Annotated in this window: 13 protein-coding genes; 6 read left to right on the plus strand and 7 right to left on the minus strand. The window is 52.5% G+C overall.

Annotation, left to right across the window (positions count from 1 at the left end; translation table 11 throughout):
- The first annotated feature begins 28 nt into the window (after positions 1-28).
- The 6 genes from nuoL to AB1L42_RS06320 all read left to right on the plus strand — a co-directional run bounded on the left by nuoL (position 29) and on the right by AB1L42_RS06320 (position 8,484).
- Entirely contained in the window at positions 29-2,521 is a 2,493-nt protein-coding gene (gene nuoL, locus AB1L42_RS06295; RefSeq protein ID WP_367052532.1) for an NADH-quinone oxidoreductase subunit L, read from the plus strand.
- Positions 2,522-2,580: 59 nt separating this feature from the next.
- Complete coding sequence (locus AB1L42_RS06300; RefSeq protein WP_367052534.1) at positions 2,581-4,182, plus strand: NADH-quinone oxidoreductase subunit M; 1,602 nt, start codon at positions 2,581-2,583, stop codon at positions 4,180-4,182.
- A gap of 63 nt (positions 4,183-4,245) precedes the next feature.
- The gene (locus AB1L42_RS06305) at positions 4,246-5,922 is read left to right on the plus strand and encodes an NADH-quinone oxidoreductase subunit N (protein ID WP_367052536.1); all 1,677 of its coding nucleotides are present in this window, start codon (positions 4,246-4,248) and stop codon (positions 5,920-5,922) included.
- A 33-nt stretch (positions 5,923-5,955) separates the two neighbouring features.
- Positions 5,956-6,396 carry a hypothetical protein gene (locus tag AB1L42_RS06310; RefSeq protein WP_367052538.1) on the plus strand — a complete coding sequence of 147 codons (441 nt, stop codon included), beginning with the start codon at positions 5,956-5,958 and terminating at the stop codon, positions 6,394-6,396.
- 131 nt (positions 6,397-6,527) lie between these two features.
- Complete coding sequence (locus AB1L42_RS06315) at positions 6,528-7,298, plus strand: TatD family hydrolase (RefSeq protein ID WP_367052540.1); 771 nt, start codon at positions 6,528-6,530, stop codon at positions 7,296-7,298.
- Positions 7,299-8,214: 916 nt separating this feature from the next.
- Complete coding sequence (locus AB1L42_RS06320) at positions 8,215-8,484, plus strand: hypothetical protein (protein WP_367052542.1); 270 nt, start codon at positions 8,215-8,217, stop codon at positions 8,482-8,484.
- A 194-nt stretch (positions 8,485-8,678) separates the two neighbouring features.
- Here AB1L42_RS06320 and AB1L42_RS06325 read toward each other — a convergent pair whose 3' ends face one another.
- The 7 genes from AB1L42_RS06325 to AB1L42_RS06355 form a co-directional block, all read right to left on the minus strand.
- Entirely contained in the window at positions 8,679-9,416 is a 738-nt protein-coding gene (locus tag AB1L42_RS06325; protein WP_367052544.1) for an alpha/beta hydrolase-fold protein, read from the minus strand.
- A 156-nt stretch (positions 9,417-9,572) separates the two neighbouring features.
- Entirely contained in the window at positions 9,573-11,561 is a 1,989-nt protein-coding gene (locus AB1L42_RS06330; RefSeq protein ID WP_367052546.1) for a sodium:solute symporter family protein, read from the minus strand.
- Entirely contained in the window at positions 11,558-11,884 is a 327-nt protein-coding gene (locus AB1L42_RS06335; protein ID WP_367052548.1) for a DUF3311 domain-containing protein, read from the minus strand. Before AB1L42_RS06335 ends, AB1L42_RS06330 begins: the two co-directional genes overlap by 4 nt.
- 197 nt (positions 11,885-12,081) lie before the next feature.
- Entirely contained in the window at positions 12,082-12,918 is an 837-nt protein-coding gene (locus AB1L42_RS06340) for an amidohydrolase family protein (protein ID WP_367052550.1), read from the minus strand.
- Positions 12,919-13,149: 231 nt separating this feature from the next.
- A complete protein-coding gene (locus tag AB1L42_RS06345) occupies positions 13,150-15,171 on the minus strand; it encodes an agmatine deiminase family protein (RefSeq protein WP_367052552.1) in 2,022 nt (673 codons plus the stop codon).
- 413 nt (positions 15,172-15,584) lie between these two features.
- On the minus strand, positions 15,585-16,442 hold the full coding sequence (locus tag AB1L42_RS06350; protein ID WP_367052555.1) for a hypothetical protein: 858 nt from the start codon (positions 16,440-16,442) through the stop codon (positions 15,585-15,587).
- Between the two features lie 69 nt (positions 16,443-16,511).
- The gene (locus AB1L42_RS06355) at positions 16,512-17,477 is read right to left on the minus strand and encodes a carbohydrate kinase family protein (protein ID WP_367052557.1); all 966 of its coding nucleotides are present in this window, start codon (positions 17,475-17,477) and stop codon (positions 16,512-16,514) included.
- Between the last annotated feature and the right edge of the window lie 2 nt (positions 17,478-17,479).

The following is a 17,479-nucleotide window of genomic DNA, read 5'->3' on the forward strand; positions in this document are numbered from 1 at the left end:
CCACCAAAACGACTGACCACAGCGACAAATGATGTCTCCTGAATTTTATAGTGAAGTTGGCAATCTGCTGATGTGGCTGCTCACCGCAGCTTGGCTGTTGCCGCTGCTGGGGTTCGTGATCGAAATCTTCGGTGGCTATTGGAGCGAACGAACCAGCAAGACACCGGCCTATCTTGCAGTCGGCTGTATCGGATCTGGTTTTCTGTTGAGTCTCGTCGCTCTCTTCACCTGGGTTGACGCAGCTGACCTCAACCTGTGGCACTTCGGAGATACGGAAGCTGTTGTTGCTCATCACGAAGGCGATGCTCCCGAAGCAGGGCATGATGACGCTCACAGCCATGATCACGATGATCATTCACACGCTCATGGAGATCATGCAGACGCTCACCATGACGATGATCAACATGGTGACGACCACCACGGGGGACATGTTTCCCATGCAAATGATCCGTTCAAGACAGCTTTCGCCGGAACATTCTACCGTCTCGGGAAGTACGGCTCACTCGACATCACTCTTGACTGGTACATCGACGGCTTGACCGTCGCGATGTTTGCCATGGTCACCTTGATTGCGACTTGCATTCACATTTTTGCAATCGGCTACATGAGCGATGAGCTGACAGAACACTACGAAGACCACTTCGTGCACACTCATGATGGCGGGCATTTTCATCGCATCGGACGTTTCTATCGCTTCTTTGCGTACCTGTCACTCTTCTGTTTCGCAATGCTCGGTCTCGTACTGGCCGGGAATATCTTCCAGGTCTTTATCTTCTGGGAACTCGTCGGTGTCTGCAGCTACTTGCTGATCGGATTCTATGTCGAGCGGAAGTCGGCCAGCACAGCTGCGAATAAAGCCTTCATCATGAACCGCGTGGGAGACTTCGGGTTTCTCATCGGATTGATGATTCTCTGGACCTGGTTCGGCGTGTTTCAGTTCGCTGAAACGAATCCAGACACAGTCGGATCAGCGGGACTGTTCCAGATGGTCCGCAATGCCGATGGCGAACTTGAGACACACGGCGAAGGTCGTGAAAAGGTCGTTGTCCTCCAGGCTCAGCAGGGAATTCACACACAGAGTGGCAACCATCAGCCAACGATTCCGTACTTCCTTCTCGTCGCAGCGGGTTTGGGAATCTTTGGAGGGTGTATTGGTAAGAGTGCCCAGTTCCCGCTTCAAACCTGGCTTCCGGATGCGATGGAAGGTCCGACTCCGGTGTCTGCACTCGTGCACTCTGCAACGATGGTTGCAGCTGGGGTCTATCTCGTCGGTCGATTTTATCCGATGTTCACACCGGAAGTTCTGCTCGTCATTGCGTATACCGGCTGTATCACATTGTTCGTTGGGGCGACCATTGCTGTGGTTGCTACCGACATCAAAAAGGTCCTGGCTTATTCAACAATCAGTCAGCTCGGTTACATGATGCTGGCATTGGGAGTCGGTGGATGGCTCGCTGGGCTCTTCCATCTGATCACTCACGCGTTCTTTAAGTCGTTGATGTTCCTCTGTTCGGGAAGCGTGATTCACGGATGTCACCACGAACAAGAGATGACGAAGATGGGTGGCCTGGCCAAGAAAATGCCGATCACCTGTTGGACAATGTTCATCGGCGTCGTGGCGATTAGCGGACTCGCGATTCCATTCCTCGGCATTCCGAAACTGGGAGCGATTGCGTTCTCGGGTTACCACTCGAAAGATGCGATCGTGGCTGCGGGAATGACATTCTCCTCGCTGAACCCAATTCACTCGCTGCTGTTCTTCGTGCCATTGATCACTGCGGGAATCACCGCGTTCTACATGTTCCGAATGTGGTTCATGACATTCTTTGGGAAACCAAAAGATCAACACGTTTACGACCACGCTCACGAATCACCTCGCGTCATGACCACACCACTCTTGGTGTTGTCGTTCTTCGCGATGTTTTGTGCGATCGGTGGCGAGAACGGTCCGCTGGCTCAATTGATTCTGACGACTGAGCCAGCCCATGTTGCGGAAGGTGCCATGGAAGCCGGTCACATCGGATTAAACCTTCCGGGACATCATCAGATTCATGAGTTCCATGCGAGTGCCGGTGCTGTCGCGCTCTTGGTCGCATTCGGTGGGACAATCCTGGCCTATCTGTTTTACGGACTTGGTGTCGTTGACACCGCATCGATGCAAAAACAGTTCGGGGGCGTTCACGAGTTCCTCCGAGAAAAGTGGATGTTCGACGAGCTTTACGAATGGATGTGGGTTCGTCCGACCATAGTTGTGGCGACGTGGGCAGCGGCTTTTGATCGCTGCGTACTCGACCGTTTCCTCGGATTTCTCGCCGGGATGGTCGTGTCGATCTCCAATTGGGATCGACGATTCGATGAAGCTGTTGTGGACCGACTGGTGAATGCCGTCGGAGAAGCGACTTCAACAGTCGGACGATCGTTGCGGTATGTCCAGACAGGGCGGCTCCGTCAATACGTCATGTTTATTGCTGTCAGTGTTGTGATGCTGTTTTTTGTGTTGTTTGCTTACCTGCCTCGATAGGTTGTTTGCGATTTACTTCCGACCTTCCGGTCTGCCAGATTCACTGAATAAATCAAGCCATGTCTAATCCAGCATTTTTACTGAGCGCAACGATCTTTCTGCCCACGCTGGGTGCGCTGTTTCTGATGGTCTTCGATAAGAAGGCTGAAGACGCAATGCGCAACTTTGCGTTGGTGATCACTGCGGTGACATTTGGATTGACTCTGTTGATCCTTCAGCAGTTCGATCGCTCGGAAGGTGGAATCCAGATGGCTGTGTCCATCCCCTGGGTTCCGACCTGGAATATCAACTACCAGCTGGGGGTCGACGGTCTGAGTCTGCCGCTAGTCTTGTTGACCGGTTTGATCAGCATGTTGTCGTGCCTGGCGTCCTGGAGTATCAAGACTAAGGTTCGCGGGTTTCTCATGCTGTTCCTCATCCTGGAAACAGGGATGATGGGTGTCTTTCTCGCACTCGACTTCTTCCTTTTCTATGTCTTCTGGGAAGTCATGCTCTTGCCGATGTACTTCCTCATCGGCGTCTGGGGTGGTCCAAGGCGTGAGTATGCTGCGATCAAATTCTTCCTGTATACGCTGTTCGGATCAGTGCTGATGCTGATCGCGATGTTGATGTTCTACTTCAACAGTGCGTCTTCAGAAATCGCTGGCAACGAGAGTATCTTCGACCTACTCAAGTTGGCGGAGATCGCCAAGGTTGGCGGGTTCGATGCGACAATGCAGATCTTTGCATTCATTCTGCTCTTCATCGGTTTCGCGATTAAGCTTCCTTCGTTCCCGGTTCACACGTGGCTGCCTGATGCTCACGTGGAAGCACCAACTCCAATCTCGATGATCCTGGCCGGTGTCCTCTTGAAGATGGGTGGCTACGGAATCTTGCGAATCGCTATGCCACTCTGCCCATACGGGACACAGTACGCAGCTTACGCGTTGGTGGCTTTGGGAGTCTTCAGCATTGTTTACGGTGCCTTCGCCGCGATGGCTCAAACAGACTTCAAACGACTCGTTGCTTACAGCTCCGTCAGTCACATGGGATACGTTCTCGTTGGTATGGCTGTCTGGAAGATCAGCGAAACTGGTGCAACTGAAAATCTGAACTTCTGGCAACTCGGAATGGCTGGAGCCATGTTCCAGATGATCGGTCATGGAATTTCTTCGGCCGGTATGTTCTTCATGGTGGGTGTGATCTACGACCGAGTTCACCATCGTGATCTGAACAAATTCGGCGGACTGATGCAGCTGATGCCGTTGTACAGTGGACTGGCTGTGATCATCTTCTTCGCTGGTCTTGGACTTCCCGGTTTGTGTGGGTTCATCGGGGAAGTCTTCGTGGTGCTCAGCATTTGGAGCTACAGCCCGCTTCTGGCGATCATCACAGCTTCTGCGGTCATTCTGACAGCCGGTTACATTCTCTGGACGATTCAACGGGTTTACCTCGGTCCAGAGTACAAAGGTCCTCACAAAGAAGAGATCGTTCCGATCACAAGCCGGGAAACAACAGTTGCAGCATCGCTGGCTGTCCTGGCGGTTCTGCTCGGAATTTTCCCATACCAGCTGGTGTTGAATTTGATGGATGCATCGATCGCCCAGTTAACGGTTTCTCTCTCAGAGGGATACGCGGCCGTTCAGGAAACTGTGACTGCTGTCACTCAGCTGTCACGCTAGTTCGTCTTCCACAACGTGGTCATCACTTCGAATCCTGTTGACGCACCTTAACGAAAACAAACGATGTCTGTTCATTCGATTCTGAATCACGTTCTTGGAGAAGATCTCCCTCGTTCATTGGAGATCTTTGCTCCCGAGCTCGTGTTGTGCGCCACCGTCGTGCTGCTCTTGCTGTGGCGGATGCTGAACTTGCATCAACGGATTCCTACATGCTGGGTGGCTCTCTTCGGTTCGCTGATCGCGTTCTTCGGAGTGTTTGCGCAGTTCATGTATCTGAAGACCGGCGGAGCTGGTGTCGGTGGTCTTGAATTTCTGTTCGACCAATGGAGACTCAGTCCGTCAGGTGTGGGTGAGATTGGTCCTTACTTCACAGGGCTGTTAGTTCACGATCAGTTCGCAGTCTTTTTCCGACTCGTGCTGACGCTGTTCTTGGTTCTGGTGATCGCTCTAACAATTCTGACTGGCATTCCAGATTCGGAAGATGGTCAGGACTTCTACACGCTGTTGATTGGCTCCACTGTCGGAATGTTGATGGCAGTCGGTGCGAATCATCTGTTGATGCTCTTCCTCTCCGTGGAAATGATGAGTGTCCCGAGTTACGTCATGGTTGCTTTCCAGAAGGGACGCAAGCAGGCGGGGGAAGCCTCTCTGAAGTACGTCGTGTACGGAGCCGGTATCGCTGGTGTGATGCTCTACGGGATTTCGTTGATCGCTGGCCTGCTCGGGACAGCCAGTATGCCTGAGCTTGGAGAACGCTTTGCAATTCTGATGCAGGGTGAATTCTTCACGATGTCGAACACAACTGCCCTCACACTGGTGCTGGGCATGATGATGGTGCTGATCGGACTGGCATTCAAACTGTCGCTGGTCCCGTTCCATTTCTGGTGTCCGGATGCATTCGAAGGGGCTTCGGCAGAAGTTTGCGGATTTTTGTCTGTCGCCTCGAAAGCAGCTGCCTTGGCTCTGCTCGTGCGATTTGTTCTGGCATTCCAGGGAGCAGATGAGTCGCTCTCTCAACTTGGAATCCTGTTCGGTGTCGCATTGGGAACGATTTCCATTATCACGATGACCTTTGGAAATCTAGCGGCTTACAGTCAGACCAATGTGAAGCGTCTGCTCGCGTATTCGACCATTGCTCACGCCGGTTACATGGTGATGGCAGTTTCCGCCATGCTTGTGATTCTGAACTCGCCAACGTCGGAAGTTGGAGTTGGTCAGGCAGCCACGTGCGTGGAAGGTTTGATGTACTACGTCGCGGTCTACCTGTTCATGAATCTCTCAGCATTTGCGGTTGTCGCTCTTCTGAGGAATGAAACTTTCCGCGAAGATATCTCAAGCTATAAAGGGATTGTCAGCGGAAGTGCAGCGACCAAAATTCTTTGTGTCTGTCTGGCGATCAGCTTTTTCAGCTTGGTCGGAATGCCTCCATTTGGTGGCTTCTTTGCTAAGATGATGATCTTCTACAGTGCACTGCAAGCGGGCAATGCCCACTGGTTTTTGTGGATTGTTCTTGGCTTCGGTGCGATCAACACTGTGTTCAGTCTTTTCTATTATCTGAACGTTCTGAAGACAGCCTTTATCAGTGAGCCTGAAGCTGATGCTTCGCCTGTGGAAGTTCCCGGAATGGCCGGAGCCTATGTCCTGCTGGTCACGATTCCAATTCTTGCTCTTGGAATGTCTTCCCTTCAGGGTGACTTAACTGCGACAGCCAAATACGTTGCAGCCTCCCTGTTTCAGTAAGCCAGTCGATCACGACCAGAATGAGATGATGGCATGGATTCTTCCAATTCAATTGTGAATGATTTGTTGGTGCAGGTGCATCGCAGCTTACTGCAATACGCTGCGGAATCATGGCCATGGGCAGCGTTGAACGATCTCGACACTGAGCAACACCTGCTGATGACCGCCCGTCGTCAGGAACAAGTTGTCGGACGCATGGTCGCGTTTCTGAAAGAACGCAAACACCCGATTGACTTTGGTGTCTATCCTTACGAATACACGAGTCTCCATTTCGTGTCGCTGGGGTTCTTTCTGAATCGACTTCGCGAGAGCGAAGCTGCGGTTCTGGGTGAATTGGAATCGGCGTTGTCACAATTGGCTGACGATTCTGAGTGCCTCGACGTTGTGCAGGACGCCATTGGCGTACAGAAAGACGTTGTGAAGTCGCTCTCCGAATTCAAGATCTCAAATTCCGAAGTCAGTTCGTCGAACTGAAACAGTGGTCGCTTCGGAGCGAGATTGGCTTCATTCTGCGGGACGCTGTTGAGTTCACATCCTGCACATCAGCTTCGAAGTTCGCTGTGTACTTTCGTGCAAATTCTTAAGACCGGTTCGAGAAGTGCACCATGCTCATCGATACACACGCCCATCTGGACGAGCAGTCGTTTGAGACTGACTTGGATGGGGTGCTTGCCAGGGCCCTCGAAGCTGGAGTTGAAAAGATCTTCACGATTGGGATCTCTCGATCCACCAGTGAAGCAGCGGTTCGTCTGGCGGAACAGCACTCACAACTGTTCGCCGTTGTTGGAATTCAGCCGAACTACGTTGCTGAAGCTCAGCACGATGACTTCTCAAAAATTGAGTCTCTCGCGAGTCACTCCAAGGTTGTTGCGATTGGCGAAACGGGTCTCGATCGCTATTGGGATCACGCGCCGCTGGACCTTCAAAAGGAGTACTTCGTTCGCCATATCGAATTGGCGATTGATCGCGACTTGCCGTTCATTGTGCATTGTCGAGATGCAGAAGATGACGTGGTGGAAGTACTTAAAGAGACCACTGCGGGACGTCAGCTACGTGGTGTGATGCATTCGTTTTGCGGGACAACAGCGACAGCTGAAGAGTGTTTGAGTCTGGGTATGCATATCTCGTTCGCAGGTATGGTGACGTTCAAGAAGAATGATGATCTGCGAAGCGTAGCCAAGTCGATTCCGCTTGATCGACTCTTGGTCGAAACAGACTCTCCGTATTTGGCTCCTGTTCCAGTTCGAGGAAATCGGAATGAGCCAGCGAATGTTGTTCACACAGCCAGGTGTGTTGCGGACGTGCATGGGCTGACTTACGATCAGTTTGCCGAACAGGTAACGTCTAACACTCGAGAATTGTTCCGCCTTGAGTAGCAACTTGAGCTCATTGAGCAGTGCGCTCGCTGCGACTAGTCAGCTTCAACTTCGATGAGTTGATCGACTCTTTCTGCACGATGCTTTTCGTGCGCATGCAATCGCCTGAGTTGCTCAAGTCATTGGCGAGGTCTGCGAGTTTGTCTCTGCAAGAGCTGATGACTTTCGTTGCTCATGAGACTTTCGTGTCTCGAACAAAGTGTCGAGTTTAGGAATTTGTTTTTTGACGGCTGAAATTTGTTGAGTGCAGAAATTGGTCGATGAGTGTTCAACGTCGCGCTGATTGATGTTCGTCAGCTTGCTTGTTTTCTTTCGCAGAGTGCAGCTTGTGATTGTCGGTTTCGTTCACAGTCGGAAATGAAATTGATCGAGTTCAACATCTGGTGGAAGCGGTGAAGCGATTTCGTCAACTCTCAGCGGCGATGCTCGTGTTGTTTTGTGTGGATTTTTATGCAGCCAAATTGTGTTCGATCAACGTGTTGCCAGGCGCATACGGGCTGCATTTGTATTTGCTCGATTGTCTTCAAAGCATCGGTGTATCAATCTGATCGGGATGAGTCGGCGTTGAGTGACTCGGCGAATACGACAGTCTGTGATCAAATGCGCACTCAACTTGATCGCCAGCGCTGCGAATACGCGTGATCTCTTCTGTTCAGCGAGTGATGGTTGTCGTCAAAACGGTACAAATCAGGGTTGCAAGGTTTTTTGGATTTCGTAACATTTGCCGCAAGTCATTGTTGTCGCTATGTCTTTGCGTTTCAGTTCATTTCTGAAAGCTTGGTTCAGAACGACAACAGTCGGTTCGCCACGGTTGGCGGATCGGGATGGATTCGGCAACGTGGAAATATCAACCGTTTTTGCCCAGTAGCATCGGCTTGATTCCACAACCCTGAAACTCTTGGAAGGAGGAGTTTCCGTGGCCAAGAAAAAGGCAACTAAGAAGGCTGCAACTAAGAAGAAAGCAGCCACTAAGAAGAAGGCAGCTCCTAAAAAGAAAGCTGCTCCGAAGAAGAAAGCTGCAACTAAGAAGACAGCGACCAAAAAAGCAGCTACGAAAAAGAAAGCGGCGACTAAGAAGAAGGCAGCTACCAAAAAGAAAGCTGCTCCTAAGAAGAAAGCCGCCACAAAGAAGAAGGCTGCTCCCAAAAAGAAAGCCACCAAAAAGAAAGCTACAAAGAAGCGGTAGTGAGCTTTCGAGCTGGAACAGAATGTTCAGTACGAGCAAATCGGGAATCCTGGTTTGCTCGTTCTTTTTTGCGCTCATCGCATGAGATCAGGCGATTGCCTGATCTTAAGCAAGCACTAAACCAGTTCTTCGAAGTGTCGATTGAACGGTCGACACGAAGATCAACGACGCAGACTCTATCGAGAAGAGTTGCTTCAAGTTCTCAGCTTCTGAAGTGCCGTTGAGATGTAGGTCATTCCTTTGGCCGTCATGGCTGTGAAGTACTCCCAAGTGTGTCCACCGAGTGACGTTTGGAAGTCGTTCTCGAATGGAACTCCGGACGAAGCGAGCTTACTGGCGAGAATTTCGTTTCCTTCAAACCAGGTTGGGTCGATGGGGTCACACGCAAGGAATTGAAATCGTGGCCAGTTCAGCGGATGTAGGTGAAGTAGTGGAGCTTGCTGTCTAGCGTCTTCTGCGCTCTCGAACATGTGGTCGATTGGGTACCCGTATCCATATGCTTTGTGCAGCTCAACGGCAGAGGAAATGGCGACGACCACCGGAAACTTCAGAGCATGTCGATAGGAAAGATTGAGTGCCCCTTGGCCTCCCATGCTGATTCCCAGGAGTGCGATGCGAGGTGAGGTGATCCCCCATTGTTCTTCAATCCAGGCAGTGACATCGCGTCGAACGAATTCCATGGGGGTGAGTTCATCGTCGAAGTCTTTGCAGATGACATCAAGCCACCAGGATTTGGCTCCGCGAGGGCAAACGATCGGCAACTTGTGCTGCTCAAAGATCTCGGTGAACTCCGGTTTCTCCGACAGCTTCTCTTCTCCATGAGCGTGAAGATAGATCACCGCTCCCGCGAATGTCGGTGCTTCTGTACCCGCTTCAGTTTGAGGAAGGAATACGTCTGCCGGTCGTCCAGAAATTTCAACGGTCGTCCACATTGTCAGTTACTCGAATGCGTAGTTTGAGAATGAGAAAGGCCCCGTGCCACTGGTCGCGCGGGGCCTTTCAGCGTTATTGAGTTGTCCTTCAAAGCGACTCGCTGAGGTCAGCGAAGTCACTCATGGGGAGCAAGTTGGCTGCTGCCAGAATGAGACTCAGGCTTCCTTCTTTTTGGGGAAGAACTTGGCCAATGTCTCATCGCTCGGTGGACGAGTCACAAGTGAAACGCCAACGAGTGCAGCAGTTGACGCGACGATCATGGTCACGACGGGTTGCATCCGGAAGTAGGTGAAGTCCGGAATTTCTCCGTATCCCGATTCTTTGAACAGGTACACCCATGTTCCGAAGGCAGCGAGGATGCAGGCGTAAGCCCCCATTTTCGTCATTCGCTTCCAGTACAAGCTGGCGAAGATCAATGGGAACAAGCTTGAGAATCCACTGAACGTCCAAACTCCGAGAGTGAAGACTCGACGTACTTCGAGAAGGCTGAACAGGTAGGTGATGAACACGATCGCGACGATGAAGGACCGAGCCATGAGGACGATCTGTTTGTCAGAGAACCGGTTCTTACCGCCGTAGTGGATCGCTATGTCTTCTGTGAACATCGTACCGATACAGAGGAACTGGCTGTCGAGCGATGACATGATCGCTGCCAGAATTCCAGCTGTCAAAAATCCGGAGAGGACATCCCCAGTCAACTGGCCGACCATGTAAGCCAACACGCCGTTCGGATTGAAGTGAGACGGAACGAGTGCCACGTTCGGATTGTCTGGCATTGAGGCTGAAGTCGCCCACACACCGACGAGCACACAAGGTACCCAAACGATGGCAATGAAGATCGGGTGAGCAACAACCGGCAGTTTAAAGCTGTTCGCGCTTTTGGCCGTGAGCCAGTGCTGGAACAGGTGAGGGAACATTCCGACTGAAAGCGGAATGAACAGGTAGGTCAAAAACGCGAGTTGATCCATGCCGCGAGGAGCTTCGGGAGCCCAGCGCATTGCACGATAGCGTCCGAGAGCCTGCTTGATGGTCATTTTCCCCTCTTCCTTCGGGTGACCGATCATGCTTGAGAAGTACTCCATCGCTTTCGGTGCCCAGTTGTCCTCGGGGAAATCATGCATCGGCTTTTCGAGAAAGTTCTCGGGCAGTGGATCGGGGACGACTCGGTCGTTTTGTTCGATCTCAGCAATCTTCAATTGATCGGGAGTCAACTCCGGCATCAGGTCGTGAGCGTATGCGAAGTTGGACTCAGCGATCCGCTCGAGGAACTGCCGTTGCCAGGGAGGTCCTGGACGCATTGACTCGTGAGCTTCTGCGAGTTGTTCAGGAGTCAGTTTCAGAATTCCGTGATCGACGGCGTAGTTGTAGGCCGCGCGCTTCTTCCATTCCACAAGCTGAGTTTCGTAGTCGTCCGCTTCCGCCTCGGCGATTGCTCGCATGAGCTTGGTCGGATGCTTCTCGGCAACTTTCTGACTGGCTGCTTCGAGACCGCCCAAGCGTGATGAGATCATGTAGAACGTCACAACTCCCAAAGCCATGAAGACGAGGGTTTGAAACGCGTTGGCCCAGGCTGTTCCTCGCATCCCGCCGAAGAAGACGTAAAGCAACACGACAATGCAGATCACACCAGAAGCGAGCCACGGAGGAACTCCGTAGTCGTAGCTGGCGAAGATGTTCGTGAATGCACCTTCGGTGATGTTCGAGACGACTGTTCCGGCCGACATGACGCCGATCAGAAGGTAAGGGATGACAAGGCCGACAAGGATTGGGAACAGAAGGATTCCAATTCGGTCGCTCTCAAAACGATCGCGGAAGAACTGAATCTGTGTGGTGTATCCGTACTTCTTTCCGAAGGAGTAAATCTTGACGCCGATCAGGAAGAAGCAGAGCGAGTGAATGATTCCGCTCGAGGAAGCGAGCTGACCGTAGACGCCGATACCTTCCTTGTAAGCTTCTCCACTCGAACCGACGAGAGCAAAAGCTGTCATCGTCGTTCCGAAGATCGACATAAGAAGTAGGAACGGACCGATCGAGTGGCTGGCGAGCATGTAGTCCTGACTTGTTCCTCGGAACATTCGACTGGCGAATGCACCCAGCAAGAGCAGGAGAACGAGGTAAATGCAAACAATGATGAGCTGAATCATTCTGCAGCCCCCTCTCCGGTCGCAGTAGTGTTGTCTTCTGAACTCTCAAGTTCGACAGGCCAGCAGAACAGAGTTGCGAGATACCACGTGAATGCTGCAGCGAGCGAGATTCCGAAATGGTAAGCCAGGCCGATCGGGAAGAACCCGGCCAGCAAGGTGGGGTCATCCCAGAGCCAAAAGTCCTGGTGTATGATGATCAGGAGGACGACGAGTCCCCAAACGACGAGTTTCATGGTGAAGGCTCGAAAGTGAGTTGAGGAAAAACCGGTCCGTGCATTGAGTGTTGCTGTGCGTGGTCGAATCCACCGGGATTCAACACTCACAGGGCCACGTCCGTGGGGGAAAGCTTATTGAGGTTCCGTAGTGTATCAGCCGTATGAGACAATCGAAACTGATCGGTCAGCCGGCACTTTCGAATTCATTTTTGGCGCATGCTTCTGGACGACGACAGAAGTCGACCCAGTCACGCTGTGAGTTCGAATTCGGGAAGCAGCTGCAAAACGGAGCGTCGGAAAACCGTTCAGCCAAGTTTATAGAAGCGACGCGCCGTCTCTCCGAAAATGTCAGCTTGTTCGGAGTCGCTGAGCTGCGAGGTCTGTTCTCTCAATGCATGAAAGACTTCGGAGTATGTCGCAGCGAGTTCACAGACCGGCCAGTCTGATCCGAACATGCATCTCTTTGGGCCGAAACATTCCAGTGCGACATCGACGTATGGACGCAGGTCGTCGACCTTCCATTCGTTCCAGTCGGCTTCAGTCACCATGCCGGAGAGTTTGCAGTAGACGTTCTCGTATTGCGCAGCAGCTCGGAAATTGGCTTCCCAGTCGTCCAGGACCTGTTCCTTGATGCGTGGTTTGGCGAGATGGTCAATGACCATCGGCAAGTCGGGAAACTCTTCAGCGAGAGTTTTCGCGTGCTTGAGGTGCTTGACGTAGAACAACAGGTCGAAGGGGACTTGATGTTTCTGAAGAACCGCGAGGCCGCGTTTGATTGGTTCACGAATAATAAAATCGTCGTCGGGTTCGTCTTGGGTGACGTGTCGAATTCCGACGAACTTCGGGTGTTCTTGAAATTCCGCGAGTTGTTCTTCGCAGTCCGGGCTGGCGAGATCGACCCAGCCCACGACTCCGGCGATGAAGTCATAGTGATTGGCGAATTCGAGTGCCCAGCGATTCTCTGCGATGTTGTGCTGCGTCTGGACGAAGACTGATTGATCGACGCCAACTTTCGCCATCTCCTTCTCAAGGTCTTCGGGAAGGTAATCGCCACTAATCGGCTTGTGCTGCGGGGTGTCCAGCCAGTCGTAGTCGAAGGGGAGTGAGCGTTGCCAGAAGTGTTGATGCGCATCAATGATCATCGGAATGGTCCAAGCGGCTTCAAGAAGAAATGAGATCCCAAGATCATAGAAAACTCGCATAGGCCACGGTCAAGGGTGCGCAGCGAAGGCCGAATTGTAGACGAGCTTCTGTTTGTTCGATCGAGACCTGTCGCTCTGCCCAAGGAACTTCAGTGAAGCGTTTGCAAAGAATGCTCACATCAAATCTGAAGCGAAGCCATGAAGATTTTCGAAGACGATCGACTTGAGAGATTAACTCTCTTCAAACAGCGAGTCGATAACGCGCTCCGGCACGCGGACAGTTTTGGTCATGCATCGCAGTGCTCCCCCGCGACGACCAAGTGCGGTGGAGTCGATCATGTGAACTTCCCAACCCGGAAGAACTTCCCTGTAAATTGCCTGAACGCTGGCTTCCATCGAACGCGGTGCGTTTTTCCATGAAGGGACGAGAACGAGCCCGTTGAGATAGACAACGTTCGTATAGCTTCCGCCGAAGAAGTCGGCTTTGTGCGGAGGCATGGGAATCCGTTTGACCTTTAATGAACCGCTCGGAGTTTGAAGCGTTCGCAGCAAAGCTGAGTGTCGATCAAGGAGTGCTCGATTTTCGGGATCGTCCGAGCCATAGCTTCCCAAAATGACTGTATCCGTGGAAGGGAACGTCGCGAACCAGTCGACATGAGAGGTTGGGTCGCGATGTAATGTCTCGATGTATTGAATCTGTGTTCCACCGTAGACTCGTTGAAGCGTTCGCGAGACCATATCACGAGTGATGCCGAGTCCCTCGTTGCGATCGAGGATCTGTTGGCTGACGAGCAGGATACCAGACCCGTTGCCGACGACGGCTCCTCCTTCAAGCAGCACCGGTGTTTCGATGCGTCGAAGATTGTAGAAGCTTGCAAGAGTCTTCGGAGTTTCATCGTCCAGGTAGTGAGGGCGCGTGAGTGCGTTGGAGTAGCTGGGATCACACCAGGTCGGTTCTCCGTAGACGCTTTGGAAAGATTGTGGGCCATAGTCCTGAATCCAGGGAGTGTCGGTTTCCACGTTTACGAGTTGAATCCGGCGGCTTTTGATGCCGCCTTTCAATCGACCCGCGAGGAATCTTCGTGTCTCCATATCCGAGACGAGAACTGCGATTCGGATATGGTTCTGAGCGGCGGAGATGACTTCTAAAAGTTCTTTCGCACACCAGTCATGCCAGGCGAGGAGAAGCAAGTCCTGGTGGTCATGATCGGGGAACAGTTGCCCTGACTGAAAACGCGTCGTGGAGAGTGTGATTGCCGGTCTTGGGGCAATTAAATAGGCACGCCATGAGTGAAGAGGAGAGTTGAGTCCGACAGCGACTGTTGGGCGATCGCTTTCAGTCGTTTTGCTCAGGGTGTAGAGAAGCTCCTTAAAATTGAGCAAGGTTCGTTCGTACTGCTGTAGCGGATAGAGATTTTCTCCGTCACGATTCACATCGGGGATAATCGCGATGAAATCATTGAGTCGGTCAATCGCACGTCGAGCGGTTTCAGTGGCTTGGGTGATGTCGTTGTTTCTGACAGCAAGCTCTGCCTGAATGCCCATCGCATTGAAAATCAGATCAATCGCCTGAAACGGATTAGGGGCGATTTCAGCAGCGTACTCGGCAACTGCAACGCTATCAGCAGCGATCTCTCCGGACGGCTGGCCGACGGATTCGAGAAGAATGGCCTGATTTCGAAGAGCGACGGCAAGGGAGGTTGTGAAGGTGTAGTCGTCGGGCGATTCCTGCAGGAGTGATCGAAGCTCTTGGATAGCAAGTCGCGTGCTTTCCAGTGCTTCAGCATCGCGACCGGTCATCGCGTATGTGGTTGTTTTCAGGATTCGCGTAATGGCCGTGAAGTAGCGGGAGCTGAAATCGTCATGGCTCTCGTTTGCAACGGCTGCCAGGGCAGCGTCGTAAGCCTCAAGCGAAAGAATGTAGTCACGAGATGCGAAACAGATTTTGCCGATCTGCTGATGGGCGCGGGCCACTTCAAAAGAGAGGGCAGGGTCTGATTCCCAAGTGGCGAGAAAGTCATTGAAGAATTGATAAGCAAGCTTGAGCTGCATTGATTGCTCAATGCTCAAATTATCGCGCGCGCGAGGGGCGAGTGTCACATAGTCGACGGTCTGCTCGAACTGTTCGAACAGTTCGAGTTTGAACGAAGGGGTACGCTCACCAACTGACTTTGAAGCTGCCAGTGGTTGCGAATTTTCCACCCAATAAAGACCTCCGATTGCGCTGAAGAGGATGAGCGCAAGGAGAAACATGTTTCGGAGAATCGATTGTGAAGGTCGCATTCAGGTCGAAGTCTGGACGATTTTCCTTGCCTCTTACCGCGCGTCAGAGGGGTCGGATGGAATGTCGGGGGGAGAGAGGCTCTGGAGAGTCTCCACGATATCGGGCCCTACAAGTCAAACCCGGGAGGGGCGTCGAAGTTTTCGTCGAATTTGGGGGAAAGTCAATAATTGAGAGTTTGCGGTTCTGAGATCTTAACGAGATCTACGCAACACGATTCGCTGAGCCAACTTATTTCAAGTTTTCTCAGTTGAAGATGGGTTTTTCGAGTTATTCGTTACGGAACAGAAAGACGCATTCATGCGGCCTGATGGGACAGCGGCAGCACGCATCGTAAATGGACATAAACGTAAGCACGTCAGTTCTTGAAACACCCAAACTGGGATTAAAACCAAAGAGTCAGTCCCAGTGTGATTCCCTGAAGATTGGAATCCCCGATATGCAGAAAGTCATAGCCCGTTGAGACTTCGAGGTGTTTGTAAATCCAGCCGAACGAAGCTTTTGCGTGGTACAGGTCAGCATCGCCGATCGTCCCTGCGTCGATGACGCCGCGGATCACAAAAGGGTTACTGGGAAACAGGTCGATGCCGTAAGTGAAGTTCACACCAGCGTCGCTGCTGCTTCCGCTCAACCAGTTGACGCCGATCCCCGAGTACATTTGGACCGATTCCGACTGAGCGAAGCGGTAGGTGAGGTTGAAGTCGCCGTTCCACAATGTGTCGTTGCCGTGAGGAGTCGTCTCGTTCCAATAGTTCCATTCAGTGTCGACGCCAAAGCGCGATGAGGTGTCCCACTGAATCCGGTTTCCAATTCGCTCCAAGCCTGAAAAATCGGTGGCGTATTCAGAGCCAAGCTGTAACGTAAACGGTTTCACCGTCGGGGATTCGGTATTGATCAGCAGGAAGCCGCTATCCTCTGCTGCGTAAGGATACTTCTGATAGGAAGCTTCGCATAAGCCGTCCTCCTCAATGATCGCTGCCGGCACCCACCACGGCGAAGTGACAGCGTAGAAAAGCGGAGGGCCAAAGACGTCGACGATGATCTGGGTCGTCCAGGAATCGGACTCGCACTCCGATGAAGAGGGTGCGCAGTCGTCAGGGTTCCCGGAATCGCGTTTTCGGTTTTTTGAGGAATTCCCTTCGACTGAGTCTTCGATTTGCTGCAAATCGCCTCCGAGAGAGGTGTCGGTCATCCCGCAAATGACCATGCTCAGCCCAAGAAGAATCATGATCCATCGGCTCATGTCAGACTCTCCGAGGTGGGGGCGAGTCTCAATAGTGGAAAACGTTGATGGGTGTCAAGATGTTTGCCTTCAAGCACCGCCCTCGTTTTGCGAGGAGATAAAGTCTTCAAGTTGCTGTGCATTGAAAACACCAGTCGTTGCTCCCGAATGCTGGACACAACTGGCTCCCATGGCAGCCCCATAGCGCAGACACATCTGCGGGGGATGTCCATTCAAAAGTGCGTAGACGAACCCGGAGACGAATGCGTCTCCGCCCCCGGTTCCATCGACCTGATTGACTGAGAACGCCGGTACTTCGGTCACGGCTCCAGTCTGGTCCGCCAAGACGACACCGCCAGCCCCTTGTGTAATGACGACCGCACGTGCTCCCCAGTAGAGCAGAATCCGGGCTTGCTCTTGAATGTCGGGAGTGCCGGTCAGCAGGCGGGCTTCATCGGAGTTAGGAAGGAAGTAGTCAGTCTCGGGCAAAGCGTCCTTGAGCATTGTTCGGCACATGTCGACGTCGTCGAGAACGACGTCCAGCACCGTAACGACCGATGACTGTCGCGCTCGAGAAAAGAGGTCTCTTACGTTCTCACCAGAGAGACTCGAGTTTAGCCCGAAGCCTCCCACGACAAGTGCCTTCGCACCGGTCAGCAGGTCGGTCGAGACTTCGTTTCCGGTGAGTTGTGTATTCGCCCCGACTGCGTGAATGAAGCGTCGGTCTTCTCCTTGAACATTGATGACCATCGTTGCGGCGGTCGCGTGACTGGCGAGGCGTTTGACGTGGTCACAGTTCACACCGCTCGAGCAAAGTTCTTCAATCACGAAATTGCCGAACGGGTCCTCTCCGACACAACCGACGAGTTCGACAGAGAGCCCAAGTCTTGCCATGTCCGTGCTGGCGTTCGCAGCGCAGCCACCGATCGTCAGCCGCAGTTCCGGGGTCGTGATTAATCCTCCCGGTGCGGGGATTTTGCGGATCGGAGCACAAACATGGTCCGCCACGATCAGCCCGAGGCAAACGACATCGCACGAGACTTGCGACGGCTTCATGG

It is taken from the genome of Thalassoglobus sp. JC818 (genome assembly GCF_040717535.1).
GTDB lineage: Bacteria > Planctomycetota > Planctomycetia > Planctomycetales > Planctomycetaceae > Thalassoglobus.

Excerpts from the sequence above, each read along its gene's own strand:
- nuoL (WP_367052532.1), top strand. The coding sequence starts at position 29 with ATGATGTCTCCTGAATTTTATAGTGAAGTTGGCAATCTGCTGATGTGG.
- AB1L42_RS06300 (WP_367052534.1), top strand. The coding sequence starts at position 2,581 with ATGTCTAATCCAGCATTTTTACTGAGCGCAACGATCTTTCTGCCCACG.
- AB1L42_RS06305 (WP_367052536.1), top strand. The coding sequence starts at position 4,246 with ATGTCTGTTCATTCGATTCTGAATCACGTTCTTGGAGAAGATCTCCCT.
- AB1L42_RS06310 (WP_367052538.1), top strand. The coding sequence starts at position 5,956 with ATGGATTCTTCCAATTCAATTGTGAATGATTTGTTGGTGCAGGTGCAT.
- AB1L42_RS06315 (WP_367052540.1), top strand. The coding sequence starts at position 6,528 with ATGCTCATCGATACACACGCCCATCTGGACGAGCAGTCGTTTGAGACT.
- AB1L42_RS06325 (WP_367052544.1), bottom strand. The coding sequence starts at position 9,416 with ATGTGGACGACCGTTGAAATTTCTGGACGACCGGCAGACGTATTCCTT.
- AB1L42_RS06330 (WP_367052546.1), bottom strand. The coding sequence starts at position 11,561 with ATGATTCAGCTCATCATTGTTTGCATTTACCTCGTTCTCCTGCTCTTG.
- AB1L42_RS06340 (WP_367052550.1), bottom strand. The coding sequence starts at position 12,918 with ATGATCATTGATGCGCATCAACACTTCTGGCAACGCTCACTCCCCTTC.
- AB1L42_RS06345 (WP_367052552.1), bottom strand. The coding sequence starts at position 15,171 with ATGTTTCTCCTTGCGCTCATCCTCTTCAGCGCAATCGGAGGTCTTTAT.
- AB1L42_RS06350 (WP_367052555.1), bottom strand. The coding sequence starts at position 16,442 with ATGAGCCGATGGATCATGATTCTTCTTGGGCTGAGCATGGTCATTTGC.
- AB1L42_RS06355 (WP_367052557.1), bottom strand. The coding sequence starts at position 17,477 with ATGAAGCCGTCGCAAGTCTCGTGCGATGTCGTTTGCCTCGGGCTGATC.